The organism is Williamsia sp. 1138 (genome assembly GCF_002095435.2).
Taxonomy (GTDB): domain Bacteria; phylum Actinomycetota; class Actinomycetes; order Mycobacteriales; family Mycobacteriaceae; genus Williamsia.
Window position 1 is genome coordinate 85,893 of the sequence record NZ_MJEJ02000047.1, and the last position, 24,666, is coordinate 110,558.

The following is a 24,666-nucleotide window of genomic DNA, read 5'->3' on the forward strand; positions in this document are numbered from 1 at the left end:
AGTGCCGCAGTCGAGATGAAAGGCCCTTCGGCGGTAGTCGATAGCCCCGGTGCTTCAGATCGAGGAGAGTTCGAGCGGCTTACGCCAGAGGAGTTCTTCAAGCATGGCAAACGTCTACTTGATCTCGGATGGCATCCGATTCCGCTCGGCAACGGTCGTGCCGATGTCAAAGGTAAGACGCCGCTAGTGATCGGGGTAACGGGCCACGAAGGCAAAGACATCGAAACTACCGAGGAACTTCGGAAGTGGGCCGACAGGCTTGCCACACGGGCAGGCGGAATGAACCTTGGCACCCGAATGCCTATGGGCGTCATTGGTATCGACATCGATTGCTATGACGGTAAGCCTGGCGCGGAAACGATCAGACGACACGAGGCGAAATGGGGTTCGCTGCCTGCAACGTGGTCTCTGACCGCGCGGACTGACGGAAGCAGGAAGCTGTTCTTTCGCGTGCCCGTGGGGTGGGCAGGTCCGGGTGTTCTTGCAGAGGGTGGTGTTGAAATTCTCCAGCGTCATCACCGCTACGCGGTTGCCCCTCCGTCCGTGCACCACTCCGGCACGAGGGTCCGCGCGTTCGATCCTGCCGGGGAAGAATGTGTGCAGCTGCCGCGTCCGAGCGAGCTTCCTGAGTTGCCCGTGTCGTGGCTGCAGGGTCTCGATCACCATGTGGAGGCACTCACGAAGGCGACTGTGGCGGAGGGAAGAGAGGTATGGAGCAGCTTCAAGAGCGGACCAATGACGCCCGAAGTAGCAGAGCAGGTCAACGGTGTTTTGGACGCGATCCACAATGGTGCCAGCAGATTCGATGCCTGTAGGAACGCGATCTTCGCATTGGTGGGTTTCGGTCTCGAGCGGCACTCAGGTGTGGCACCCGCGTTGCGGACCATCGAGGACCAATATCTGGGTGCTATAGGCCCGATCCGTGGGCAGGATGCAGCGCGCGGGGAGATCGAGCGCATGATCCAAGGCGCATTGCGGAAGATGGCGGCCAACCATCCTGCCGCGCAGATGACTGAAGACGACTGGGTTATGGGCCGTGAGGCTTTCGCGCCGGGTGGTGCCTGGCACCCAGACAACCCGCGCGGGAACGCCTACCGCCACCCGGGCACTATCGACGGCCAGCCGGTCCGGTCACCTGAGGGTCGGCAGTTCACGCAGTCCCTGGCGGGAGTTGAACCGACGAAGGTGCAATGGCTCTGGTGGCCGTGGATTCCGCTGGGCAAGCTGACAATGTTCGAAGGTGAGCCGGACGTAGGCAAGTCGACGATGACTTTGGCCTGGGCCGCAACAGTGTCGAACGGTGGGAGCTGGCCCCGCTCAGTTGTGGGCGAAACGATGAGCAGCAATGAGAAGGGGCTGCACGAACCAGCGGATGTTGTGCTGGTTGGGATGGAGGACGACCTCGCCGACACAGTGGTACCCCGATTGAACGCTGCGGGTGCCGACCTCTCTCGCATCTCAACGATGGCACGTCCTCGCGACCGCGATGGCCGCCCAATTCCCTTCCTGATCCCGGAAGACGTGGACAAGCTCAAACGGGCAATCGAGGAGGTCGAAGCCAAGCTCGTCGTTATCGACCCGATCAGTGCCTTCATGTCGGACACGGTGAAGGCCGGGAGCGACAGTTCAAACCGGAAGGCGTTGATGGAACTCGTGGACGTCGCAGAACAGACAGGTGCGGCGGTGGTGCTGGTGCGGCACCTTAACAAGGCCACGGGAATGAATGCGAAGCATCGGGGCGGCGGCTCAATCGCCTTCACGGCGCTCGCGCGATCCGCGCTCATCGCAGCCAAACTCCCGCGAACCGACGACCGCGAGAACACGCAGGCGACGCATGGGTTGGCTTCCATCAAAGGCAACCTGAGCAGGGAGCCGAAGGCTCTGGGCTACCGGCTCATCTCAAGCCTGACCGATGCCGATTCACCAGTGGTGCGGTGGGAGGGTGTGCTGGATGAGAATGCTGACCAACTCGTCGGTGCGGACGGGATCGCAGGCGACGCGCGCAAGTCGGCCCCAGCGAGAGACGAAGCGGAACGGATGATCGGGGAACTACTTTCAGCCGGGCCGATGGACGCTCAGGAGGTTCGGAGGGCGGTGATGAGAGAGGTCGGTTGCAGCGCAAAGACAGTCGCCAACGCTGCAAACAAGATGCGGGTAATTAAGAAGGCCGTTCGCGACAGTAGCGGCAGGGTCACTCACTGGATGTGGACGCTGTCGGGCCGTCTGGAGAGGAGCGGCGGGGATGCGGGCGGAGGCTAGATGCCCTCGGTTCCCTCCTCTATCGACTAGGGGGTTCTAGGGGATTCTGGGTACCTGGTTCGAGTCCAGTTACGGGGCAGAACAATTGCCAATCGGCTGTCAGACCCAGGTTCCCCTAGAACCCTCTAGATACCCCTAGAAGTACTAGAAGAAAGGGGGAGTAGGTCGCGCGCGAGGACGCTGCATCGCGACCGCGATGCGCTCCGATTGGTGCGTCATGCCAGCTAGGCCGTTTAGCCACAGGTGTTCTCTGGCTCTCCGCTCGCTCATCGCCACTTCGTAAGCGGCAACACGCCTCGGCTGTCCTGCCTGGCAGCAACCCAGGCCATCGCCACGCTAGCCAGTTGAAGGGACGTACTCACCTAACGAGGCCGGACCCGCAGTCAAGATGGCGTGCGTTGGAGCTAGCTGGGTAGAACCGCCGCTGCTGCGCCGGGTAGCGGAACCCCGCGAGGCGTGCGCAACACGCAAGATGATGAGAAGGCAAGTGGTTGAACAGATTATGGAGAATGCGAGGACGTGTACTTGGCGTACGGTAGGCGGCGTCGTAAACCGGTAAACGGTCGTTGAGCGATTCCGACGCCCAGCGAGCAGGCGGAACAAGCAGGAGGCACGAACCATGAGCAAGTCATCCAATCGAGCGGAGAACCTACGCCGCGCCCTGGCATCTGGCAGCAAGCCGGACACCGTTGATTCAGCTGGTACCAAGGTGGAAACCGCTGCAGAGCAGATACTTCCGCTGACCTTGGTCGGCTACGCGCGGGTATCGACGGCCACTCAGCACGTGAAGGGCTACGGACTACGCGCCCAGGAGGACTTTCTGGCGCAGTGGTGCGCGGCACGCGGACACCAATTGCTCACTGTCACAAACGATGTGATCAGCGGAACGAAGGCGGAACAGATGAATGGCAGGGCAGTAGCCATCGCAGCGATCGAAGCGGGCCTCGCGGACGGGTTGCTGGTGCGCGCGTTGGATCGGGCAACGCGTGACCAGCTCGACGCTGCATCCCTCTACAAGCAGGCAGAGAAGCGCGGATGGCGGTTGATGGACTGCGACAACGCAGACAGCAGCGACCCGAGCCAGAGGCTGACGGCTGACATTCGGCTCGCCGTGGCAGCGGAGGAGCGCAGGCGGATCAGCATCCGGACGAAGGAAGGGCTGGCGCGTGCGAAGCGCGAGGGTAAGAAGCTTGGCCGGCCAAGTCGGATCGACCCAATTGTGGTGGAGGAGATCGTGTTGATGAGACGCGACGAAGGGCTGGGGCCGAAAGCGATAGCGACGTACCTGGATCAGGCGCAGATACCGACGCCTGGTGGTGGTGAGCGTTGGCACTACGCGACAGTGCGCCGCGTACTCAAACGAGAGGGAGTGGCCTGATGGCATACATACGCGCCCACGAAACGAACCAGCGTCGCAATGGCAAAGCGGTCAAGCGATACGAGGTCGTGTGGACCGAGCCTGTGAGGGACGCGATGGGGCTTCCGGTGTCCGTCGATCCGACAACCCCGACCGGTAAGAAGCGCCAACGGTCGCGGCAGGAGAGCTACGCAACCCGCGAAGCTGCGGAGGAGCGGCGGGACCAACTGAACGCGGCGAGGCGTACCGCTACAGGCACGGCCACGCTCGCGGACCAGCGCAAGGCAGGAGACCTACCAATCGGCCACTACGCGCGGGAGTTCATCGAGTCCATGCGGGGGACAGTCAAGCCGAGAACGGTCCGCGAGACGGAGTCGGTGTACCTGCGCTACATCGCGGAACCATTCGGAGGCCGGGCAGTAGCGAGCGTGACGGCTGCGGACGTTCGCCACTTCCGCGCGGACCTGTTGTCGCCGAGACCGCGCCGTAGCTACGACACCCGTTCGGCGAACCGCACTGAGGTCGACCCAGGCAACGCGACGGAGTTCGTGACGCTGTCTCGATCGACCGTCAAGCACGCCTACGACGTTCTCCGGCGAATCTTGGATGTCGCCGTAGTGGACGGGGCGATCCACGCGAACCCGGTGCACTCCGTGCCACTGCCCCGGCAGGCCGCGACCGCCAGGACGACGGACCCGACGACCGGAAAGCCGAAAGAGCCGTTCAAGCCGCTACCGCTGACCGGCGCTCAGGTCGCCGCAGTGGCCGGCCACGTAGCCGAGACGATGGGCCGCCCCATCGACGCTCTCGCCGTCACGTTCAGCGCCTACACCGGCGTCCGAGCGGGCGAGCTGCGGGGCTTGGAGATAGGTGACCTCGACCTGACGGACCGTTCGGGCGCGCTCGGCTCGGTATCCATCACGCGCACGAAGACGCGACGTAAGGGCGGTTGGGAGGTGGGCACCCCGAAGTCGGTTCGGTCCACGCGAATAGTGCCGATTGATGGCTGGCTGGCGGACGACCTCCGGACGTACCTTGCGGGCCATCCTCGCCGACTCGACCCGGCTGCGCCGTTGTTTCCAGGCAGGATGACCCGAGCCGACGCGAAGGCAGCAGGAGTGAACGCGAATGACCCGACGGCGACTGTGAAGTGGTCGGAGCCGATCAATACCGACAACGTCTCGGACCGCTACTACACACCCGCCCTGGCAGCTGTAGGCGCTCCTGCGGCCCGCTGGCACGACCTGCGCCACACGTTCGCGGTGCTGAGCCTCAGCGCCGGCGAGCACTACATGCAGGTGTCGAAGTGGCTAGGTCACGCCAGCTTCGTGACGACGTTGAACGTGTACGCCGACTACATCTCGGAGGCTGAGGGTGGCAAGAAAGCGCCGCTTACGCGTCCTGAACTGGCGCACCCGGCGCACCTGGCGCAGCGGGATCAGTCGGTTCCGTCGAATGTGGTGAGCTTGTTTGGTCGGTAGGCGGTGCTTCGAGCAAGAGTCGTGCGGCATTCGCAAAATCCCGAGAAGAGAGCGCGACTTTCTTGGTCGCGGCTTGTAGCTGTTGCTGTGTGTCGTTCAGAAATCCAATCGGTGAGACATGGGACGTGAGGCCGACCGGGTCGGACTGTGCTACCGCAAGCGCTTCTATGAGGGAGTTCCAGACGTCTGAAATCTCGGCCTCTAGCTGGTCGCGCACTACGAGACTAACGCGGGCGCTCAGGTCGGGGATAACTGAAATTCGGTTCGTCTCGTTGATCCAGTTTGATGCAAACTCGGTCATTTTCCACTGAGGTGCAGCGTTGATTCGGCTCGACGCCTGATGCGCCACGGACAAGATTTCATCACATAGTGTCGCTAGCTTATTTCTCTTCCATTGAAGCCACTCACGCGACGCCGCAGCCTCCAACGTTTCACTATGCTGCTTCCGCGCGAGCTCAAGGGTCTGTCGGTTCTGACGTTGGTTTGCGACCAGGACGATTAGCGTGACCAGCGCGATAAGAGCGCTGCCGATCAGCGGGTAGATGTCGCTCATTCGCCACCCCCGTCTCGCCGCTCCGCCCGCTGCGAAAGTCGCTGTTCACGGCGCTCCTGAGCTAGACGCACCCGTTCTGCCCGTTGTCTTGAAACTTCAGCGCGGCGGGCCCGCTCAGCGTCGGCATCGGTCGGGTAGACCCAGACGCCCTTGTGCTCATCACCAAACTCAGTCAGCGACCTCGCGATCGAGGCGAGTTGCGCATTCTGTGCCCCGAGCTTCGCCTCAAGGTCCTTCGCGAGACTGTGTAGGTTCTTGGTCTCGACCGTTACCTTCGCCTGAAGCGGCGTCCAGTCGAGCACGGCTTCGGTGTTTAGTGCTCTGCCGTGGCTGTCTCGATATGTGACCAGTGCGCTGAACTTTGATTCCAGCTGTGTATCGGCTTCGTTTCGGGAAGCCAGGTCATCCCAATTTGTGCGCCATTCTTGGTTGGGGACAAGCATCGGGATCTCTCGCGGATACATCAGATGAGTGACACGTTCGCCGGTGTCCAGCCGCTCGAACGGCGTCACGTCCAATTCCGGGGTGAACGCGAGCATGATGTCGTAGGCGGGTGTCAGCCCAAAGTTCTTGACTACGAGGTCGCAGAAACCCCAGTGATTTTCGTCGGGCTCCATAAACGCGACGACATTCGGCTGTGCCTGTTCCTGGCGAAGCTTCTGGGCATCCGCCGCCTGCTCGATTCTGGCCTGCTCCGCTTGGCCTATTTGCTCCCGCGCTTGCTCGACTTGCTTCTTTGCGTACCGGCCTGTCACGACGACGGTGCCGCCCGCGATCAGGACTGTGGCCCAGGCTGCGATGGCCGCCCACGCTCCGGACGGGAGTGCCCAGAGATTGTCCCAAATGCCCTCAAGCCAGTCCACGGAGCATCCTCTGTTCTCGTCGCCTATTCGGCGTCATCGGTGTTGGGCAACTCAAGTTCTCCAGGGACCTCAAACAAGTTTCTTAGGAGCTGCGTAGTGAAATTGAGAGCCTGTTCTGCCGTCTCCTCGTCGACTCGTTCATCACCCGCATGGGCCCCCATATTGCCCACCGCACGTATCCGGTGCATCGCTTCGCCGAATTGCTTGGTAACGAGCCCTTGCTCGATCAACTTCTCAATGCTCCGTTGAAGAACGCGCTCTCGGACTTCGAACCGTGCGGCGGCTGCCTCAAGCGTTCGCCGCAACTGCACTGCCGCGGCATCAGGAACGCCTGCATCTAATACTCTTCGGGCGTCGTTGTAGTAGTTGCGGACGTCCTCGGGTAGGTGCTTCACATCCATCTTCATATCGTCCGCGTCGGGAATCACACGCACGATGGTTGCTCGGGCCTGGTGAGGCTTAGCGGTCTGAAGCATTGTCAGACGACCACAATCGGGACATTCGAGGATCGTGTGGGTGAGGACACTGCCTCGTGCGGTAACTGACTGATGGTCCGAAAGAACCAGTCCCATGTGGGCGCGTTTCAGCCCGCAGTACCCGCAGGTGCGCATCGCCATGTGTGGTTCAAACATGGAACGAATGATCGCACTCGACCCCGACAAACCCGGCGTGACGCGCGGTCGCCGGGGTAAAACCGGGATGGCGGGGGTGAGTCGGACGGGTCAGGAACGCCGTAGCGCTCCGACCAGGGTGTTCGCGGTGCCCCCTCTCGGGCTCGAACCGAGGACCTGCGGATTAAAAGTCCGTAGCTCTACCAACTGAGCTAAAGGGGCGTGCCCCGGAACTGTCGGTTTCAGGGCGTCACGAAGTTTACAGATGAGGTGCACATAGATGAAAACGGGGCAGTGCCACTGTCGGAGGGGCTTGGGCTCGCGCACCCTTTGGTGCCTGCCGCGCACCGGATCAATCCGGTGCGCGGAGCACCACACGGTGCGGCAGCTACGTCCGAGTGAGGTGTCGAAATGGCAGAAAACCGAGGTTGACGTGCTGATTTGGGATTTGCCGCATCGGTGTCATATTCTGATTCAGCTCCCAACGGAGATTACCGGCCCCCTTCGTCTAGCGGCCTAGGACGCCGCCCTTTCAAGGCGGTAGCGCGGGTTCGAATCCCGTAGGGGGTACGCATGGCCATAGTGACGTATGGCTGAGCACAAAGCATGGCCCTGTGGCGCAGTTGGTTAGCGCGCCGCCCTGTCACGGCGGAGGTCGCGGGTTCGAGTCCCGTCAGGGTCGCTTTACCGTCTCCGGTTCGCCGGAGGCCGCAAGACAGCAGTAGGTGTGGCATTCGGTTCGAGTGCCGTCCGGCCAGGTAGCTCAGTTGGTACGAGCGTCCGCCTGAAAAGCGGAAGGTCGTCGGTTCGATCCCGACTCTGGCCACAATTAGTTTTACCAGGTCAGCGAGTTTTCTGACGTAATCCGGTCCTCCGCGAGGACCGGATTTTTGCGTTCGATGGGGCAACAGTCATGACTGCTTCCCCGCTACCGGCAGATCAGGCGACGTCAGAGCCGGCATATCGAGAAATTGGCTCCAAAGCTAGGATCCAACGGCGTGGTTACCGGGTGACTGTGGCTTTGCCGACAGCACGCGTCGAGAAGGCGCAGCGGCTCGTCGTCCACCTGGAGGTCGAAGTTTGCTGCAGCGTCCGAGCCTGCCGGGCCGGCGCCCAGCGCTTTATAACCGGAGAGGTAGCCGCAGACTTGGCTGTCGCGTACGGGGAAGAGGTTTGGTCGTTTGCGGGCGCAGAGTTTGGCTGCGAACACCCAGCGGTTCGAATCCGTGGTGTCGGTGGCGAGCAGTGTGCGGAAGAGATCGTGTAGCTCCCACATTTGCTCAAGGACGCCGGCGCCGAGACTGGCGGTGATGGTGAGCGATGGGGGCAAGGCCGCCAAGACTTCAGTGGCTCGATCTCGTGCGGATCCTCGGGCGACATCGTTCCCGTCGATTGGTCACGTCAATTCTGAGGCGGCTCACGGCGTACAGGTCGTCTGCTGCGATTGACGTGTCTAAGTTGTCGCCTGCGTCGAGGAATCTGGTGCCGGCGTACTCCCTAAGTGGGTAGTAGAAGTAGCCAAGTCGGCGGAGTGGGTCGTCGCCGGTGATGGCGTCGAGCGTTTGCGAGAGCGCTATTTGCAGGGTCTGTTCGTCGAGGGGATTCCACGATTCGGGAAGTGGGTACGTGCGGTTGTCGGCGTAGTGCCCGGAGTGGCTTCATGACTTGACCGTGGGGAGTTGCGCCGCATTCGTGGTGGTTATGGCCAGCAGTGGCGGGATTGGAAGTATTGGGTGGCTTCGGGTTCGGTGGTGTACTCGAGGAGGTTGCCGAGTTTCGTGGCGAGGACGTCGCGGACTTGCGTGGGGGTGGCGAAGAACTCTCGTCGTGGGTTCGCGTGGTTCAGGCGAAGTTCTGTGAACTGTTTATGCAGTTGGTTTTCGAGTTTGACTGCGTCGGCAGAGAAGTAGACGGCGTGGACGTCGGAGGGGAAGGGGGCCGAAGCGTGCGACGGTTCTTTGCGTGGCGGGAGCAGGCGATAGGCGACTGGGGAGGGCGTCGTCTGCCCGTGTGGCCTAGACGGCTGTGGGTTGGGAATCGCCCTGATGAGCCGCACGTGGCGTGCGGACCGGACTCGTCGCCCGATCTCGCTTACCGGACCGGGTGGGCGGCGGGCTTAGGCGGTCGGGAGTTGTTCGACGTAGGCGAGAACCTGGAACGGGTCGAGCGACTCGGTAACTTTGATCAGCTTGCCGTCTCGTAGGCGGAACATGATCAGGTAGTTGTTGTTGTACTTGGCCTCGCCCGGACCGATTCCTTCGGTCGTGGCCTCTACGACGACGCGGTCCTCTTCACCGGTCACGCTGTGGACATCGAATCGGAACTGATCGAAAGGTCCTAGGAACCCCTCCAGGAGGGCCTTGGTGCCGGCCTTGTCGTTGGGGCCGCCGTATTCGAAGCGATCTTTGCGATTCGGGAGCGTCCACGTTCCTTCGTCGTCGATGAGATCGAACAGTGCCGGGAAGTTGCGGTCGCTGATGTACTGGCAGACGTTGAGGACGATTTCTTTGTTCTTCTCGACGGACATTGAGAGCCTCCTGGGGTAGCGGATTGATGCCGATGAACGCGGGGCCGCAGGCGATGTGGGGCCTTCTATCGCTGAAAACACGCAACGTATGGCAATGCTGTCGCGCGTGACGCGCCTCGCTGGTGCTGACGTAGTGGCGGAAACTCCGCCGCTTCAAGCACAGTGTGATCATAAGCACACTTGATCGATGAGTCAACTACGATGACTGGTCAATTACCCGGAGATGCCGCAATTGCCATACTGGGTCAGGTAGGAAGCAGGGTCGACAATATGACTGAAAAGTCAACTCATGGGAACGATGAGAATGTTCAGTGGTCGACAGGCAAGACGTGGGCCTTCCACTGCTATGGAACAGAGAGCGGGGACTGCCCGTGTATGGGCGCGAAATATGCTGCCACCGAGTGGATTCCATTTTAACGATGGCGCCACACCTCACGCAGGTAGGGGTGCGTCCTGCCCCCTGGGGCTAAGTGTGTGGCATGGCTATGCCAGGGAGGGGATCAGCGGTTGCGCGCCGGCTTGGTGCTGGGCGGCTGGTTTACTTCAGGCCGAGAGCTTGAGACCACAACCGGGTCAGGGTCGTGATGGCAGCGTCCTCATCGAACTTGGCCCCGTGGATGAACCACATCTGAGTGAAGTGTTCGATCATCCCGCCGAGGGCGGCGGCGGCGATGGTGGGGTCGAGGCTAGGTTCTACGTCGCCAGTTCGCTGCAGGTGGCGGATGCCGGCTTCGTTGCGCCGGAGAAACAGATCCCTGATCTGCAGTTTTAGTGTCCGGAACCGGTCGTCGCGGATCGCCATCTCGTCGATGACGGCGATGAGCCTGGCGTTCCGTGCTGCGGCGGTGAAGTACTGGCGGTTCGCCGCCTCGATCTTGGTGATTGCGTCGTCACCGACGGCGCCGGTGGTCTGCGATGCGGTGAACATCTCGCCCGCGACCACACTGAACAGCTCGTGTAGGACGTCGTCTTTTGTTTCGAAGTAGTGGTAGAAAGTGCCGTAAGAGGTACCGGATCGCTCAGCTATATCCGAGATTCGTGTATCCCGAAATCCCTTTTCTTCGAACAGTTCCCGCGCTGCGGCGACCAGTGCGCCGCGGGTACGCCACCCACGTTGGGTAGTGGGCTTTTCTTGCTGGGAGGGCCGCGTTGGTGCCACCGGGGCAGTGGCGATTCCGGTGTCGGACCGACTGCCGTCTTGTAGTGTCACGTCGTCCTTCCGGGAGATCGGCCACAGATCAAACGTAGTTTACGGTACCGAGTCAGGTCGCCGCCGACTCGCGCAGAGCCACCTTCTTGATTTTTCCAGAGGGGGTGAGTGGGAGTGAGTCGACGACGTGGATGTGGGCAGGAATTTTGTACTTTGCGAGCTGCTGGCGGCATCTGTTGAGAAGCGCTTCGACATCGACAGTGGCTCCTGGTGTGGGCACGACGTAGGCGTGACCGACTTCGCCGTAGAGGGCGTCGGGTACTCCGATGACCGCACTCATAGCCACAGCCTCGTCGCTGGCCAGGACGTTCTCTATTTCCACGGGATAGACGTTGTATCCGCTACGGACGTACATCTCTTTCCTGCGCCCGCACAGCGCTATCCGTCCATCGGGGCGTTGGGTAGCCATGTCGCCGGTGTCGAGCCACCCGTCGGAGAGAAACGTTCGTTGGGTATCGGCCGGGTTGTCCCAGTAGCCGCCGGCGACGCAGCCGCCGCGGATGTGCAGTTCGCCCTCGGTGTCGGGGGGCAGGGGTTGTCCGGTGTCGTCGGTGATGCGCGCTTGGAAGTCTCCGATTGCCACGCCTAAGGTGGCGACCAGGGTTTCGAGGTCGTCGCCGAGCGCTGAGATGATGCAGCCGCCCGAGGTCTCGGACAAGCCGTAGAGGTTGGCCATCCGGGCGCCGGCGAATGTGTCGAGGATGCGGCGACCCATGGCGGGTTCGACGTTCGAGCCTCCGATGATGCAGGTCCGGACCGAAGAAGTGTCGGTGCCCGCGAACTCCTCGAGGTCCATCATCATGGTGTACATGGTCGGTACACCGATGTAGATGGTGACTTTGTGGCGCTCGATCGTCGTTAGTGCCAACTGGGGGCTGTAGCGGGGCAGTAGTGCCACGGTGCTTCCGGCGACCATGGAGGCGGTGACGGTGCAGGTCATCCCGCCCACGTGATTGAGCGGCATATGGCCGATGGCGACGTCGTTGGCAGTTTGGTGCAGATGGCCCGCCTGGGCAGTGGCCGAGGACAGGATGCTGGCGTGCGTCAGAGTGGCGCCCTTGGGCTGGCCGGTGGTGCCCGAGGTGTACAGGATCACCGCCGGATCGTCCGGTTGCACTTGCGCCTGAAGGGCAGTGAGGGTCTGCGAATCAGGCGCAGTGACAAGGTCCTCCCAGCGGTGACTGCCGGCAAAGCCGGCGCCGCCGAGGAAAACGAAGTGGTGCACCGCCTGAATGCGGGGGCGCAGACCTTGGAGGAATTCGACGAAGTCGAAGTTGTTGTCGCTGGCGCAGCACACGAGCATGACGGCGCCGGATTGGTTCAGCATGTAGTCGAACTCGCGGTCCCGGTAGGCAACGTTGAGTGTGACCAGTACGGCGCCGATCTTCGCTGCGGCGAACCAGGTAATCAGCCACTGGGCGGAGTTGGGTGCGGCGATGGCGATGCGGTCGTGGCGCGTGATTCCCAGTGAGAGCAGACCCGCGGCGAACTGGTCGACCTGCTCAGCGAACTGGCCGTAGCTCAAGGTCTGGTCTGGACACAGTAGGAACGGCGCGGATGCGTGCAGCGATGTTTCGTCCAGCAGGGCCGGCAGGGTCGCGGTGCTGTGGGTGAGCGTGTGATCGTGCTCGGCATCGATGGTCATGGGTGGGTCCTTTTACTAGCGTCAGGCGGGGGTCGGACTTGTAGTGGATCGGCGACGTGCCAGGTCGGTATGTCGAGACTGGCACGTCGCCTGGTGGTGCGTCCTACGATTCGACGAGGTCGGGATGCACTGCCCTCGATGGGTGAAAGTGCAGGTAGTCGTAGTGAGCGACTCCCTCGCGCACCATGGGATCGTTACCCATGAGAGCGCGAACTTCGTTCTCGTCGTCACCCCTCGCGATGATCAGACCGCCGGTGAACGGGTGGCGGGGTCCTGAGGCGATGAATCGTCCAGCGTCATAACATTGGTCGAGGAACGCCAAGTGTTCGGTCACGACTGTTTCACCTCGTTCCAGGGGACGGGTGTAGGTGCTGGAGATGACGAACATGCGCGCCTGCTTTCGTTGTGCGGTCGGTCAGTTGTGGGCTTTGACGGGAACTTTCGAGAACTCGAAGCCGGCGAAATCGTTGCCTGCGCTCTTCTCGAGTTCCTGGAAGTATCCGGCGGCCCCGCCGAAGTAGAACAGCACGCGGCGCGGTTTGCCGGGGGTGTTGGCGCCCAGGTACCAACTGTTCGCCGATTCTCCGCTGGGGAGCAGAGTCATGTTGAATACGTCCGAGACGTGCGTTGTCCACTGCTCGGTGGCCTCCTCGGTGGGCTGCATTCGGTCATAACCGTTGTCTTTCATGAAGTTCAGGGCGCGGCTGAGCCAGTTGACGACCCCTTCGATGATGACCGGAATGTTGGCGTACGCGCTCTGCGGTCCGCAAATCATGAGCATGTTGGGAAATCCTGGGGTTCCGATACCCAGGAATGTTTCGGGGCCGCCAGCCCAGTACTGGGACAGCTTCACCCCGTCCTCGCCGCGGATGTCGATGTTGTTCAAAGCGCCGGTGACCGCGTCGAACCCGGTAGCGAGGATGATGACGTCGAACTCGTAGTCACGGTCGCTGGTGCGCAGACCGTTGGCGGTGATCGCCTCGATCGGGTTGCTCTGAATGTCGACGAGGGTGACGTTGTCACGGTTGAAGGTTTCGTAGTAGTTGGTACCGGAGGGTGGCCGCTTGGACACGTATGGGTACCCACGTGGGGTGAGCAGTTCGGCGATCGCTGGATCTTTGACGGTCTCTGCGATTTTCTTGCGGATGAAGTCGGCAGCGGCATCGTTGGATCGCTGATCGAGAATCAGATCGTCGAAGGTTTCGAAGACGAAGTGGAAACCGCCGTTCTGCCAGCCTTCTTCGAAGATTCGCTCGCGTTCGGCCTCTATATCGACATCGTCATACATTCGGCCGGCCGGATCCATGGGGAACCCGAAGACGTGGCCTCGGGCCTTGTCCCACACCGCGGCATAATCCTCTTTGATCTTTCGGCGGAACTCATCGTCGAGGTCGTGGTTCTGGGCGGGCATGACGTAGTTGGGGGTCCGCTGGAACACGGTCAGATGCTTGGCGGCTTCGGCCACGTGGGGGATGGTCTGGATGCCGGAGGCGCCGGTGCCGATCACGGCCACTCGCTTGCCGGTCAGGTCGACGTGGTCCTTGGGCCACTGCGAGGTGCGGTAGATGTCTCCGGTGAAACTGTTGATGCCCTCGAACTGAGGTTCCTGCGGCACGGACAGATGCCCCAGGGCAGGCAGGAAGTACGTGCAGGTGAACTGCTGCCCGTTTTCTGCGGTGATGGTCCACAAGTTGCTCGGCTTGTCGTATGTCGCGGCCAGGACGCGGTGGCTGAAACGGATGTTGCGGCGGACGTCGAAACGGTCGGCGACGAACGCGATGTACTTCTGCACTTCCACCTGACCGGGGTAACGCTCGGCCCAGTTCCATTCCTGTTCGATCTCTGGGAAAGGGAAGCAGTACGACCAACTTTCGCTGTCAGTACGAGCTCCCGGGTAGCGGTTCCAATACCACGTTCCTCCGACGTCTGTTCCCGCTTCGAGGGCTACCGCAGAGAGCCCGAGTTTCTGCAGTTCGATGAGCATGCGTATGCCGCCGAATCCAGCACCGATGACCACGGCATCGGTGTGTAAGGGCGTTGCGGTTGATTCCTGGTCGGACATCTGGTCACTCCTTGATTGGTTCGATGAAAGGTGCAGCGAGCGCGCGGTTGCCCACCGTCAGTTCACTGCGAGGTGGGGGCGCAGCCAGGCTGCCGCCGCTGCAATGGCGTCGTCTGCTTCTGGTGCGCGCCCGGCCATGAAGGTGAACACGTGCTGCTGATCGGGCACTGTACGAAGCTCGACGTCCACGCCGGCCTGGCCGGCCCGCTCGGTGAGGCGCTCGGAGTCGCTGAGCAGCGCTTCGGCTTCGCTGACGGTGATGTGCAGCGGTGGGATCCCGGAGAGGTCGGCGTGTAGCGGGTTGGCGAGGCCGTCTGTCGCGGAACCGTCTGATCCCAAATACATTTGCGACATCATGGTCACCACGCCGAGGCTGATCAACGCGTCGTTGTCGGCGTTGCTCTCGAGGGTTTTGCCCACCAGTTCCATATCCAACCAGGGGGACACGGTGACGATGGCTGCTGGCAGTTCCTCACCGAGGTCGCGCAGTTTCAAGACCGAACTGATAGCGAGGTTCCCGCCGGCCGAGTCGCCGGCGACCGCCAGGTTCGCTCCCGAGAATCCCTGTGCATGTAGCCACTGGTGCGCGGCGACCGCATCATCAATCTGAGCCGGGAACGGGTGCTCGGGGGCGAGCCGGTAGTCGAGCACAAACGCTCGCACGCCAGTGGCTTTGGCTAGATGAGCGGCGACTTTACGGTGACTATGGACAGTGTTTCCTACGAAACCACCACCATGTGTGTACAGGATCGCCTTATCCGCAGGTGCGCCAGCGGGCACGCACCACAGCCCACGTACTTCCTGCGTGTCGACCTCGGCGTAGGTGACGTCTTCGGGTTCGGCGGTCTGAACCGCGAGCTCTTCGAAGATCGACCGCATCGCAGCCAGACCCATCTCCGGGTTCGCTGCCAAACGGTCAGTAATCGATTGGTAGTGCGCCTTCAAAGCTGCGGATTCGGTACTGGGCATGATGCCTCCTCGGCGTAACGGTTGTGCCAGTTGAAACGGGGCGCGTCGTGGGCGTCGCAGGCTGTCCGCCGCACGGCCACATCTGGATCGATTTGTGTGCGCGGTCACCACTAGCAGGCCCTGGTTGTGATCGTAGACACAGTTGATCGACCAGTCAACTATTCGGCGAACGTGGCTCGGACTCCGTCGGAATGACCGGAGTTTCGTGGGCCCTAAGCTGGGAAGAGTTGCCTGAGTCGCGTACTTGACTGATAAATCAACTAAGGGTTATATGAGACAGGCAAGGCCCTGGCGGGTAGTCGACCTCAACCCAGCGATGCCGCAGCGTCGGACAGCGCGACCAGGTCATGGCGATCTCAACAAACGAGGTTGATATTCGTGCTCTCGCGACTTGTTCACTTGCCTTCACTTATCGATCGAGGTGTTTTATGACTGTCATTTCCACACAGTTCGATACTGAGTCCGAGCAGTTTCATCTCGACAGTCAGGCGATGCTCGACGCACTCGAACCGTTGCAGACCCTGTCCGCTCAGGTGCTCGCGGCAGGTGGGGACAAGTCGGTCGAGCGGCATCGATCGCGAGCCAAACTCCTCGCTCGCGAGCGGGTGGATCTGCTCCTCGACGAGGATGCTCCATTTCTTGAATTGTCCTGCTACGCAGGTGCACACGACCCCTCCGAGCAACCGGGTGGCCGGCTCATCACCGGGATCGGGCCGATCCAAGGTGTGGAGTGCATGGTCATCGCCAATCAGTCGACGGTCAAAGGCGGATCGCTCAATCCTGATGCCGTCGCCAAACAGCTCCGCGCTCTGGATATAGCCGAACGCAATCGGCTTCCAGTGGTGACCCTCATCGAATCTGGAGGCGCAGACCTGCCGCAACAGGCCGACATTTTTGTCCCCGGCGGGCGTACCTTTCGCGAGTTGACAAGGCTCACTGCTGCCGGGATTCCCACCATCTCGTTGGTGTTCGGGAGTTCGACCGCGGGCGGGGCCTATATGCCGGGTATGAGCCAATACACGGTGCTGGTCAAGCAGGCCGCGTCGGTGTACTTGGGCGGCCCACCGTTGGTGAAGATGGCCATCAACGAGGACATCGATGACGAGTCCCTCGGCGGCGCCGAAATGCACGCCCGCGTCTCCGGGCTAGCTGACTACCTCGCTGAGGACGAACGTGACGCGCTGCGCCTCGGCCGACAAATAGTGGCCGATCTGCAGTGGACCAAGGCTGGGCCAGGGCCCACGTTGCCCGCCGATCCACCGGTCTATGACCCCGAGGAGCTGCTTGCGTGCGCGGCGGCAGACGCCAAACGATCGGTCGAGGTCCGCGAGATTCTGGCCCGGGTCCTCGACGGATCACGGTTTAACGAGTTCAAACCGTTGTACGGCACCCAGTTGGTCACGGGGTGGGGATCGATCGCCGGGTTCCCGGTCGGCATCCTCGCCAACAACGGCATCCTGTTCTCCGACGAAGCCAACAAGGGCGCCCACTTCATTCAGCTGGCCAATGCACGCAACATTCCGTTGGTGTTCGTCCAGAACATCACCGGGTTCATGGTCGGATCGGCCGCCGAACGCGGCGGCATCATCAAAGACGGCGCCAAGCTGATCAACGCGGTATCCAATTCGGCTGTCCCGCACCTGACTTTGATGATCGGCGCATCCTATGGCGCGGGCAACTACGCGATGTCCGGGCGTGCATATGACCCTCGCTTTGTCTTCAGTTGGCCCAACCATCGAATTGCGGTCATGGGCGGGCCCCAGCTCGGTGGCGTTATGTCGATCATCCGCAGGTCTGCTGCCGACCGCGCGGGAGTGCCCTACAGCGACACCGAAGACGCCCGGGTTCGCCGCGAGACCGAAGAAATGATCGACAGCCAGTCCGGCGCGATCTACGCCACCGGAAGGATCTGGGACGACGGCGTGATCGATCCCCGCGACACCCGGGCGGTCCTGGGTCTGGCGCTGTCGGCCACCCACTCGGCTCCGGTCCGCGGCACCGACCACTTCGCCACCTTCCGATTGTGAGATGACTGTGAACACCACCCCCATCAGGACACTGCTCATTGCCAACCGCGGCGAGATCGCCCGGCGCGTCATCCGTACCGCCCGCGCCTTGGGTATACGGACGGTTGCGGTCTACTCGACCCCCGACGTCCGATCCCCCCACGTCACCGATGCCGACTTCGCGGTGCCCATCGGCGGTGCCAGCAGTGCCGAGTCCTACCTGATGTGGGACAAAATACTCGACGCCGCCACACGCACCGGGGCGGACGCCATCCATCCCGGATATGGCTTCCTCTCAGAAAATGCAGAGTTCGCCGAGGCCTGTGAGGCGGCAGGCATCGTCTTCGTCGGCCCTAGCCCGGACTCCATCCGAGAGATGGGTCTGAAAGACAGGGCCAAAGAGTGGGCACGCAAGGCCGAGGTACCGGTCCTGCTCGACGCGGTCATCACCGGCGAGGACACCGATGCGTGGACAGCGGCCGCCGCCGAGGTCGGATTCCCGTTGCTGGTCAAAGCCGTTGCGGGTGGTGGCGGTAAAGGGATGCGCCTAGTCGAACGTTCTGATGATGTTGTCGAGGCCATCGCCGCCGCGCGGCGGGAGGGTTTGAATCTGTTCGGCAACGCCACAGTGTTCCTCGAGCGCTACCTGACCGCATCCCGGCATATCGAGATCCAGGTCTTCGGTGACAAGCATGGCAATGCGGTACATCTCGGGGAACGGGAATGTTCCATCCAGCGGCGACATCAAAAGGTGCTCGAAGAAGCACCCTCACCGGTCATCACCGCCGACGTTCGGCAACGCATGGGCGCCACCGCCGTGTCGCTGGTCCGCGAACTCGGTTACATCGGCGCCGGCACCGTGGAGTATTTGTTCGACGACACCACCGGTGGCTTCTACTTCCTGGAGATGAACACCAGGCTGCAGGTCGAACACCCCGTCACCGAAGAGGTCACCGGGCTGGACCTGGTCGCGCTTCAACTAAGAGTGGCGCGCGGCGAGCAGCTCGGCTTCGAACAATCCGATGTCCAGATCAATGGTCATGCCATCGAAGTCCGGCTCTACGCCGAAGACCCCGCCGCCGACTACGCGCCCACGCCGGGCACCCTGCATCGCTACGAACATCCGGATCGAGCTGGGCTGCGGTACGAGGACGGAATCGCTGCGCCGTCACAAATCTCCTCGTTCTATGACCCCATGATCGCCAAAATCATCGCCCATGGCGCGACCCGTTCCGAAGCTGCGTTCACTTTGGCCGCAGCCCTGGACGGCACCCAGGTCCACGGCGTCACCACCAACCGAGCCTTCCTGGCGGCACTGCTCCGCGATCCGGACTACCTCGCAGGGGCAACCCGGACCGACTTCCTCGAGCACCACCCCCAGTTGCTCGACCCGCCGATGTCGACCCCATGGCCCGTGCACCTGGCCGCCGCAGTCGCCACTGGCGCTGCCCGCCGCAAGGCCTCGGATCCAACTCACGGTCTCGCCCGGCCCGGATTTCGGCCCCTGGCCACCCGGCTGCTGACGCACGCGACGTGGCATCGCGCCGGGGACTCGACGCCGTTGGAGGTGGATTATCACCTCGGTGGCTGGTCCGGCCAGGCCGACCTGACCATCGTCGTCGACGACGAGTCACACGGGTTCACCCTCAGCGACCTCACCCCCGAGAGCGTGCGCATCAACTACGACGGTGTGGACTACCCGTGCACGGTCTGGACCTATCCCGATGGGTCCGTATGGGTCAATGACGCCGGCAGCCAGTCCGGTTGGCACCCAGCGCCGCGTCTGCCCGACCCCGACGATCTCGCCGCTACCGCTCTAGGACCGGTCAACGAAATCCCCGGAACCGTGGTCCATATCGGCGTCGAGGTGGGAGACAGCGTCACTGCCGGACAGAAACTGGTGGTGGTCGAGGCGATGAAGATGGAACACCCGGCCACCGCGGCGACTGATGGTGTTGTCGAGAAGATCAATGTCTCCGTCGGCCAGTACGTCGACGCGCACACCGTCCTGGTCACCCTCGCCGCACCGCAAGAGGAGCAGTCATGACTCTGGGCCCACTTCGCATCGCAAACTGCTCCGGATTCTTCGGGGACAGGCTGTCGGCGGCGTACGACATGGTCCACGGCGAAGCGATCGACGTCCTCACCGGGGACTGGCTGGCAGAGCTCACCATGGGGGTGCTGGTCAAACAGCGAAAGCGAAACGCAGACAAAGGTTTTGCGGGGACCTTTGTCAGCCAGCTTGATCAGGTCCTCGAGACCTGTCTCGACCAAGGCATCAAGGTGGTTTCGAACGCTGGTGGACTCAACCCGCACGGGTGTGCCGCCCAGATCGCTGACATCGCCCGCCGCATCGACCGGCCGGTGAAGATCGCTGTAGTGGACGGCGACGACGCCACCCATGCATTCGAGGAAGCCCGTCGAAGTGGCTGGCTCGCAGAACATCTAGATACTGGCGAGCCATTCTCCACGGCCGGGCAAGATCCCGACGTTGTCAGTGCCTACCTCGGCGGGTGGGCGATAAAAGAAGCTCTCGATGCCGGCGCCGACGTCGTGGTGACGGGTCGAGTCACCGACGCCGCCATCATCCTGGGGCCAGCGGCCTGGCACTTCAATTGGTCCAGAACGGACTGGGATGCCTTGGCGGGCGCAGTGGTCGCCGGGCACATCATCGAATGCGGCGCCCAAGCAACCGGGGGGAACTTTTCGTTCTTCACCGAAGTGGCCGGCATGGAGCGGACCGGGTTTCCCATCGCCGAGATCAGCGAAGACGGATCCTCGGTGATCACCAAACAGCCAGGCACCGGGGGCGCGGTCACCGTCGAAACCGTCACCGCCCAACTGCTGTATGAAATCGACGGCCCTCGATACGCCAACCCCGATGTCATCGCTCGACTCGACACCGTGCGGCTCGCGCACATCGGAGAGGACAGAGTCCAAGTCTCAGGCGTCAAGGGCGAACCCGCACCCACACGCGTCAAGGTCGGGGCTCTGGTCTCTGGCGGATGGCGCAATGAGATCACCTTCGTCCTCACCGGTTCGGACATCGAAGCGAAAGCCGAACTCGCGCAAAGCGCTCTATGGGCAGCATTGCCCGAGGGCAAAGACTCGTTTCAGAACGTGACCGTCCGCCTGCTGCGCGCTGATCAACCCGATCCACGCACTATGTCTGAGGCGGTTGCTCTGCTGACCATCACCGTGAACGACCCGTCACGGGAGAAGGCAACAGCCTTTCCTCGGGCGGCCATCGAAACAGGATTGGCAAGCTACCCAGGGCTCTACTTCACAGCCCCGCCCTCACCGGCGAGTGAGATCAGCGTGTTCTGGCCGACTCTGATGCCGGCAGCCATCTTCCCGCAACGGTTCACGCTGGGGGAGAGGCACGTTGTCGTGCCACCACCACCATCGGTGGACAGCACAGCGTCACCGATGGCTGACCCCGCCTCGGAGCCACGGCCTCAGCCACCCACCGGCCCCACGGTGCGCCAGCCCCTGGGCTCACTGTTTGGGAGCCGCTCCGGCGACAAAGCAGGCAACGCGACACTGGGTATCTGGGCACGCACCGACGCCGCACATGACTGGCTACGGTCCTGGTGGACGCCCGAGGCCATACGTCAGCTCATTCCGGAAGCCGAGCAGTGCAGCCTTCGGGTCTGGGAACTGCCGCACCTGCGTGCCTGCGGTGTAACCGTCGTTGGTCTCCTCGGCCGGGGCGTCGCGGCAAACCTCGACCTCGATTCGCAGGGTAAGGGTCTTGGGGAGTACGTACGCGCGAAAGCAATCGACATCCCCGTCGCCCTCACCAATGAAACCCGCAATCTAGCAGACCCATTCAGGTCTACCGATAGGATTTCACGTTGACCACATCGGACCCGGGTGCCGTGGTGCATTCTGCTGTGGCACACGGTGTCGCGACCATCACCCTTGATTCCCCCACCAACCGCAATGCTCTGTCGAACCAGCTCCGCGCAGAGCTCGCCGAGAGCATCGAGAGCGCCTTACGCGACGACTCCGTGCGGCTATTGGTCCTGACTCACACCGGACCGGTGTTCTGCGCAGGAGCCGACCTCAAAGAGGCCCGCGGCGCCGACGCGGCGCCCGCAGGTTCGGAGTTGGTTGGGCTACTCACCGCAGTGATGACAGCAGACAAACCGGTGATTGCGCGCCTGGCCGGGCCGGCACGGGCCGGAGGTATCGGTCTGGTCGCCGCATGTGATCTCGTGGTCGCCACCGAATCGACAACATTTGTTTTTTCGGAGGTCCGCCTTGGCGTAGTCCCAGCGATCATCTCGGTTCCCCTGCGGGGCCGGGTCGCACCTCAAGCACTCCGAGAACTCTTTTTGACCGGCAACCTCTTCGATGCGAAGCACGCGGCACAGATCGGTCTGGTCGACACCGTCACCAGCGAGGCTGACCTAGATGACGCCATCGACACACTGGCCGCCGCCCTGAATTTGGCATCGCCCCACGCACTCAACGGCGTCAAGAAGCTGCTGGGGCCGAACCGGCGTGAGCTGATTGAGGAAATGGCCCAGATGCAACAGCTCACCGCCCAATACTTCTCCTCCGAAGACGGCCAAGAGGGCGTCCGTGCATTCGGTGAAAAACGATTGCCAGCGTGGGCGGGGACCGCGTAACCCACGGTGACTTCGACGACGCCGAATGCTGCTAGAGGCGCGTGTATTTCAGGAGGAAGCTCGCAATGTCCGAGTGACGTGCCCCGCGATCCACGCGGGATCGAGTGGGCCTGTTCGGAGTAACCATCGATGAAAGATGGGGCCTAGAAAAAGTTCGGTCGCGGCGTCGGGATCAGGCCAGTTCCCTTGCCGCAATCGATCTGCAATGCCATCGAATTGCGGCCGAAAGAGCAGATCTCGATATAGCGCGGCGAGATCTTCGTCTGTCTGTATCTCGGCGGTGACTGCTCGAAGTAGGGGTTCTTGGGTGGGATCGGTCAATTCTGCGACCGTTGCCGAGGCCAGCGATAGCAAATCTGCGGCCACATCGCCAGAATTGGGTACCGCGACAACCCCTGCCGCGTTCGTGCTTCCAGCCAGTAGAGCGTCGAAGAGAACCGCTCCGGTGGAGGGCCACGTCCGGTAGAGGGTTTGCTTGCTGACGCTCGCGCGTGCGGCTATCCCCTCCATGGTGATCGCTCCCACCTGATTTTCGCGGGCGAGGGACAGCACTGCTTCATGCACCTTGTTGCGGATTCGGGGAGTCGCCATATTTGCACTCTACTCAAAAAACGAGACGGAGCGTCCATTTTGAGCTAGCGTCGATCGCATGGCAGAACCGCAGACATGGATGATCACCGGAGCCAATCGGGGACTGGGCCGCGCACTCACCCTCGCGGCTTTGCGCGCCGGCCATGCAGTGGTCGCGACGGTACGTAGCGAGCACTCCCTTCCCGACCACGACCGCCTCTACGTGCAGCAGCTCGACGTGCGCGATCGGCATGCGGCGCAGCAGGCAGTGGAGTCGGCCGCAACCCACCTTGGCAGGCTCGATGTCCTGGTGAACAACGCCGGGTACGGACTCATCGGTGCTATCGAGGAGACGGGCGAAGACGAAGCACGGGCGATCCTCGACACCAACCTGCTCGGACCTCTCTGGCTCAGCCAGGCTGCTATTGGGATCATGCGCGCTCAAGGCACCGGGCATGTCGTGCAGGTGTCGACTGTTGGTGCGGTGGGCACAATGCCCATGCTCGGGCTCTACAACTCCTCGAAGTGGGGGCTCGAAGCGTTCAGCGAAGCGATGGCATCGGAAGTGGCGAGGTTTGGAATCCGGGTGACCCTTGTTGAACCCGGCGCGCTTGACACCGACTGGGCTGGTGCGAGCATGCAGTTCAGCGCACCCTGCAGCGACTATGACGATGTGCGGACAGAACTGTTCGGCACCAACGAAATCCCCTGGCCGCGAGGCGACTCTGGCGAAGGAACCAAGTCTGAAGATGCAGCCGCGGCCATACTCGCCCACGTCGCGCAGAAGATGACCAGCGCCTCAGACTCCTCGTAGGGGACGACGCGCCCGCCCTGGTGCACGCAGCGCTACAACTGCGCGAAAGGGACTACGCTCGCGACCCTCGCTACAGGGACCGTTGCGGTCGCTGACTTTGAACCTCGCCGCCCCTACGGCGGTGCGCTTGCGTTGCCCGACGGATCGTGGAAGGTCGGTGAGGTTGTCCGTATGCGTCACAGTGTGCAGCGAGTCTTCGGGTCCGGGCTGGACAGGTTGATCAAATAGTCCGCGACGACGGCATTCACGCAGGTGTTGGCGCCGGAGTATGCGACGGTGTGCTGCTGGCCGTCGACGGTGAGTAACGAGCCGCCGAGGGTGTCGGCCAGACTGACTCCGCCGTCATACGGTGTCGACGGATCGCCGGTGATCGAGATGGTCAACGTGTCCGGTAGGCCGTCGATGTCGGTGGCGTTACGGATATCCCAATGTCGGCTCTGCGGGCCAGGACTCGCATACATCGCGTGCACCGGCCGGGTCCTTGTCCGGGTCGGTGAACGGGGTGGCCTGCTGAATCTGAGCCCGCAGAGCGACCTGCTCCTGTGGGGTGCTGCGTTGTTCGTCCATGCAGTTGATCGCCAGCAGGGCCTCGTTGAAGTTGGGGTAGCGCCCGTTTGCGTCGCGGCCGGCAACGGCGTCGGTGAGAATGGTCAGGGTGTCGGATCGGCGGGCCTGCACCTCACCGAGTCCTTTGATGATCACCGGCCACGCGCTCTTGTCGTAAAGTCCGGCGGCCACGGCGTCGACGACGCCGTTGAAGTCCATCCGGCGGCCGTCCGGGCCAACGATCGGGTTGTCGATCAGCGGTCGCGTGATGTCGTGAAATGCTTCGGTGGCCTTGCTGGGGTCGCTACCGAGCGGGCACTGCGGGCCGGCGGCGCAGAAGGCGGCCATCTCGTCGAAAGACTTTTGGAAGCCTGTGTATTGCGAGATGCGATGCTCGGCGCCGCCAACTCATCGAGTCCGTCGCCGAGTTCATGCACGTGTCTGGCGACATCCGCGAAGTACCCTGCCGCGATCTCCGCCACCGGGGAGTCCCCGTTCAGACTGGTCACCGACACCGCCTCGACCGCCTTCTGGGAGAGGCCGAGTGCTGTCCGCG

At 62.3% G+C, this 24,666-nt stretch carries 22 protein-coding genes and 4 tRNA genes; 11 read left to right on the plus strand and 15 right to left on the minus strand.

What is annotated here, in order from left to right; genetic code table 11:
- Positions 1-15 precede the first annotated feature (15 nt).
- The 3 genes from BH683_RS17655 (at position 16) to BH683_RS17665 (ending at position 5,097) form a co-directional block, all read left to right on the plus strand.
- A complete protein-coding gene (locus tag BH683_RS17655; protein ID WP_094647557.1) occupies positions 16-2,259 on the plus strand; it encodes an AAA family ATPase in 2,244 nt (747 codons plus the stop codon).
- A 619-nt stretch (positions 2,260-2,878) separates the two neighbouring features.
- Positions 2,879-3,637, plus strand: coding sequence for a recombinase family protein (locus BH683_RS17660; RefSeq protein ID WP_084837586.1), 759 nt, complete (start codon positions 2,879-2,881; stop codon positions 3,635-3,637).
- Positions 3,637-5,097 carry a site-specific integrase gene (locus BH683_RS17665; RefSeq protein ID WP_084837587.1) on the plus strand — a complete coding sequence of 487 codons (1,461 nt, stop codon included), beginning with the start codon at positions 3,637-3,639 and terminating at the stop codon, positions 5,095-5,097. The genes BH683_RS17660 and BH683_RS17665 overlap by 1 nt, the downstream gene beginning before the upstream one ends.
- On the opposite strand, the gene BH683_RS28445 is transcribed toward BH683_RS17665, so the two are convergent.
- The 4 genes from BH683_RS28445 to BH683_RS17680 form a co-directional block, all read right to left on the minus strand.
- On the minus strand, positions 5,009-5,650 hold the full coding sequence (locus BH683_RS28445) for a hypothetical protein (RefSeq protein WP_143696078.1): 642 nt from the start codon (positions 5,648-5,650) through the stop codon (positions 5,009-5,011). The genes BH683_RS17665 and BH683_RS28445 overlap by 89 nt on opposite strands.
- Positions 5,647-6,513 carry a hypothetical protein gene (locus BH683_RS17670; RefSeq protein WP_084837588.1) on the minus strand — a complete coding sequence of 289 codons (867 nt, stop codon included), beginning with the start codon at positions 6,511-6,513 and terminating at the stop codon, positions 5,647-5,649. The genes BH683_RS28445 and BH683_RS17670 overlap by 4 nt, the downstream gene beginning before the upstream one ends.
- 23 nt (positions 6,514-6,536) lie before the next feature.
- Entirely contained in the window at positions 6,537-7,145 is a 609-nt protein-coding gene (locus tag BH683_RS17675) for a DUF4145 domain-containing protein (RefSeq protein ID WP_084837589.1), read from the minus strand.
- Positions 7,146-7,273: 128 nt separating this feature from the next.
- Positions 7,274-7,346, minus strand: a tRNA-Lys gene (locus BH683_RS17680).
- Between the two features lie 275 nt (positions 7,347-7,621).
- Between BH683_RS17680 and BH683_RS17685 the strand changes: the two genes are divergently transcribed.
- The 3 genes from BH683_RS17685 to BH683_RS17695 all read left to right on the plus strand — a co-directional run bounded on the left by BH683_RS17685 (position 7,622) and on the right by BH683_RS17695 (position 7,950).
- Positions 7,622-7,694: transfer RNA gene (locus BH683_RS17685), tRNA-Glu, on the plus strand.
- A gap of 38 nt (positions 7,695-7,732) precedes the next feature.
- A tRNA-Asp gene (locus tag BH683_RS17690) sits at positions 7,733-7,806 on the plus strand.
- Between the two features lie 70 nt (positions 7,807-7,876).
- Positions 7,877-7,950, plus strand: a tRNA-Phe gene (locus BH683_RS17695).
- Between the two features lie 123 nt (positions 7,951-8,073).
- Here the strand turns inward: BH683_RS17695 and BH683_RS17700 are convergent.
- The 8 genes from BH683_RS17700 to BH683_RS17735 all read right to left on the minus strand — a co-directional run bounded on the left by BH683_RS17700 (position 8,074) and on the right by BH683_RS17735 (position 15,537).
- Positions 8,074-8,517 carry a DUF6308 family protein gene (locus BH683_RS17700; RefSeq protein WP_281492324.1) on the minus strand — a complete coding sequence of 148 codons (444 nt, stop codon included), beginning with the start codon at positions 8,515-8,517 and terminating at the stop codon, positions 8,074-8,076.
- Positions 8,518-8,823: 306 nt separating this feature from the next.
- Positions 8,824-9,180 (minus strand): GIY-YIG nuclease family protein, encoded by a 357-nt coding sequence (locus tag BH683_RS17705; protein WP_246833440.1) that lies wholly within the window; start codon positions 9,178-9,180, stop codon positions 8,824-8,826.
- A gap of 60 nt (positions 9,181-9,240) precedes the next feature.
- Complete coding sequence (locus tag BH683_RS17710) at positions 9,241-9,651, minus strand: nuclear transport factor 2 family protein (RefSeq protein WP_084837592.1); 411 nt, start codon at positions 9,649-9,651, stop codon at positions 9,241-9,243.
- A gap of 538 nt (positions 9,652-10,189) precedes the next feature.
- The gene (locus BH683_RS17715) at positions 10,190-10,861 is read right to left on the minus strand and encodes a TetR/AcrR family transcriptional regulator (RefSeq protein ID WP_168187072.1); all 672 of its coding nucleotides are present in this window, start codon (positions 10,859-10,861) and stop codon (positions 10,190-10,192) included.
- Between the two features lie 52 nt (positions 10,862-10,913).
- Complete coding sequence (locus BH683_RS17720; RefSeq protein WP_084837594.1) at positions 10,914-12,506, minus strand: class I adenylate-forming enzyme family protein; 1,593 nt, start codon at positions 12,504-12,506, stop codon at positions 10,914-10,916.
- Between the two features lie 103 nt (positions 12,507-12,609).
- Positions 12,610-12,894 (minus strand): YciI family protein, encoded by a 285-nt coding sequence (locus BH683_RS17725; protein ID WP_084837595.1) that lies wholly within the window; start codon positions 12,892-12,894, stop codon positions 12,610-12,612.
- A 27-nt stretch (positions 12,895-12,921) separates the two neighbouring features.
- Complete coding sequence (locus tag BH683_RS17730; RefSeq protein ID WP_084837596.1) at positions 12,922-14,568, minus strand: NAD(P)/FAD-dependent oxidoreductase; 1,647 nt, start codon at positions 14,566-14,568, stop codon at positions 12,922-12,924.
- Positions 14,569-14,625: 57 nt separating this feature from the next.
- Positions 14,626-15,537 carry an alpha/beta hydrolase gene (locus BH683_RS17735; protein WP_084837597.1) on the minus strand — a complete coding sequence of 304 codons (912 nt, stop codon included), beginning with the start codon at positions 15,535-15,537 and terminating at the stop codon, positions 14,626-14,628.
- 428 nt (positions 15,538-15,965) lie between these two features.
- Here BH683_RS17735 and BH683_RS17740 point away from each other — a divergent pair, with 428 nt between their 5' ends.
- From BH683_RS17740 to BH683_RS17755, 4 genes are read left to right on the plus strand one after another with little or no spacing between them, the layout of a single operon-like run.
- Positions 15,966-17,564 carry a carboxyl transferase domain-containing protein gene (locus tag BH683_RS17740; RefSeq protein WP_084837598.1) on the plus strand — a complete coding sequence of 533 codons (1,599 nt, stop codon included), beginning with the start codon at positions 15,966-15,968 and terminating at the stop codon, positions 17,562-17,564.
- Position 17,565: 1 nt separating this feature from the next.
- Entirely contained in the window at positions 17,566-19,590 is a 2,025-nt protein-coding gene (locus tag BH683_RS17745; protein WP_084837599.1) for a biotin carboxylase N-terminal domain-containing protein, read from the plus strand.
- Entirely contained in the window at positions 19,587-21,404 is a 1,818-nt protein-coding gene (locus BH683_RS17750; protein WP_084837600.1) for an acyclic terpene utilization AtuA family protein, read from the plus strand. The genes BH683_RS17745 and BH683_RS17750 overlap by 4 nt, the downstream gene beginning before the upstream one ends.
- Positions 21,401-22,180: an enoyl-CoA hydratase-related protein gene (locus tag BH683_RS17755; RefSeq protein ID WP_246833442.1), complete on the plus strand. Its 780-nt coding sequence runs from the start codon at positions 21,401-21,403 to the stop codon at positions 22,178-22,180. Before BH683_RS17750 ends, BH683_RS17755 begins: the two co-directional genes overlap by 4 nt.
- A 48-nt stretch (positions 22,181-22,228) precedes the next feature.
- Here BH683_RS17755 and BH683_RS17760 read toward each other — a convergent pair whose 3' ends face one another.
- The gene (locus BH683_RS17760) at positions 22,229-22,771 is read right to left on the minus strand and encodes a TetR-like C-terminal domain-containing protein (RefSeq protein ID WP_084837602.1); all 543 of its coding nucleotides are present in this window, start codon (positions 22,769-22,771) and stop codon (positions 22,229-22,231) included.
- Between the two features lie 58 nt (positions 22,772-22,829).
- Here BH683_RS17760 and BH683_RS17765 point away from each other — a divergent pair, with 58 nt between their 5' ends.
- On the plus strand, positions 22,830-23,564 hold the full coding sequence (locus tag BH683_RS17765; RefSeq protein ID WP_246833443.1) for an SDR family NAD(P)-dependent oxidoreductase: 735 nt from the start codon (positions 22,830-22,832) through the stop codon (positions 23,562-23,564).
- Between the two features lie 176 nt (positions 23,565-23,740).
- Here the strand turns inward: BH683_RS17765 and BH683_RS29000 are convergent, their stop codons facing one another.
- Together BH683_RS29000 and BH683_RS17770 are read right to left on the minus strand one after the other, a co-directional pair.
- Positions 23,741-24,025: an alpha/beta hydrolase gene (locus BH683_RS29000; protein ID WP_246833444.1), complete on the minus strand. Its 285-nt coding sequence runs from the start codon at positions 24,023-24,025 to the stop codon at positions 23,741-23,743.
- Positions 23,979-24,458 (minus strand): hypothetical protein, encoded by a 480-nt coding sequence (locus BH683_RS17770; RefSeq protein WP_246833445.1) that lies wholly within the window; start codon positions 24,456-24,458, stop codon positions 23,979-23,981. The genes BH683_RS29000 and BH683_RS17770 overlap by 47 nt, the downstream gene beginning before the upstream one ends.
- Positions 24,459-24,666: the final 208 nt, after the last annotated feature.

Coding starts and splice junctions, on each gene's coding strand:
- BH683_RS17655 (WP_094647557.1), top strand. CDS start 16: ATGAAAGGCCCTTCGGCGGTAGTCGATAGCCCCGGTGCTTCAGATCGA.
- BH683_RS17660 (WP_084837586.1), top strand. CDS start 2,879: ATGAGCAAGTCATCCAATCGAGCGGAGAACCTACGCCGCGCCCTGGCA.
- BH683_RS17665 (WP_084837587.1), top strand. CDS start 3,637: ATGGCATACATACGCGCCCACGAAACGAACCAGCGTCGCAATGGCAAA.
- BH683_RS28445 (WP_143696078.1), bottom strand. CDS start 5,650: ATGAGCGACATCTACCCGCTGATCGGCAGCGCTCTTATCGCGCTGGTC.
- BH683_RS17675 (WP_084837589.1), bottom strand. CDS start 7,145: ATGTTTGAACCACACATGGCGATGCGCACCTGCGGGTACTGCGGGCTG.
- BH683_RS17710 (WP_084837592.1), bottom strand. CDS start 9,651: ATGTCCGTCGAGAAGAACAAAGAAATCGTCCTCAACGTCTGCCAGTAC.
- BH683_RS17720 (WP_084837594.1), bottom strand. CDS start 12,506: ATGACCATCGATGCCGAGCACGATCACACGCTCACCCACAGCACCGCG.
- BH683_RS17725 (WP_084837595.1), bottom strand. CDS start 12,894: ATGTTCGTCATCTCCAGCACCTACACCCGTCCCCTGGAACGAGGTGAA.
- BH683_RS17730 (WP_084837596.1), bottom strand. CDS start 14,568: ATGTCCGACCAGGAATCAACCGCAACGCCCTTACACACCGATGCCGTG.
- BH683_RS17735 (WP_084837597.1), bottom strand. CDS start 15,537: ATGCCCAGTACCGAATCCGCAGCTTTGAAGGCGCACTACCAATCGATT.
- BH683_RS17740 (WP_084837598.1), top strand. CDS start 15,966: ATGACTGTCATTTCCACACAGTTCGATACTGAGTCCGAGCAGTTTCAT.
- BH683_RS17745 (WP_084837599.1), top strand. CDS start 17,566: ATGACTGTGAACACCACCCCCATCAGGACACTGCTCATTGCCAACCGC.
- BH683_RS17750 (WP_084837600.1), top strand. CDS start 19,587: ATGACTCTGGGCCCACTTCGCATCGCAAACTGCTCCGGATTCTTCGGG.
- BH683_RS17760 (WP_084837602.1), bottom strand. CDS start 22,771: ATGGCGACTCCCCGAATCCGCAACAAGGTGCATGAAGCAGTGCTGTCC.
- BH683_RS17765 (WP_246833443.1), top strand. CDS start 22,830: ATGGCAGAACCGCAGACATGGATGATCACCGGAGCCAATCGGGGACTG.
- BH683_RS29000 (WP_246833444.1), bottom strand. CDS start 24,025: ATGTATGCGAGTCCTGGCCCGCAGAGCCGACATTGGGATATCCGTAAC.
- BH683_RS17770 (WP_246833445.1), bottom strand. CDS start 24,458: ATGGCCGCCTTCTGCGCCGCCGGCCCGCAGTGCCCGCTCGGTAGCGAC.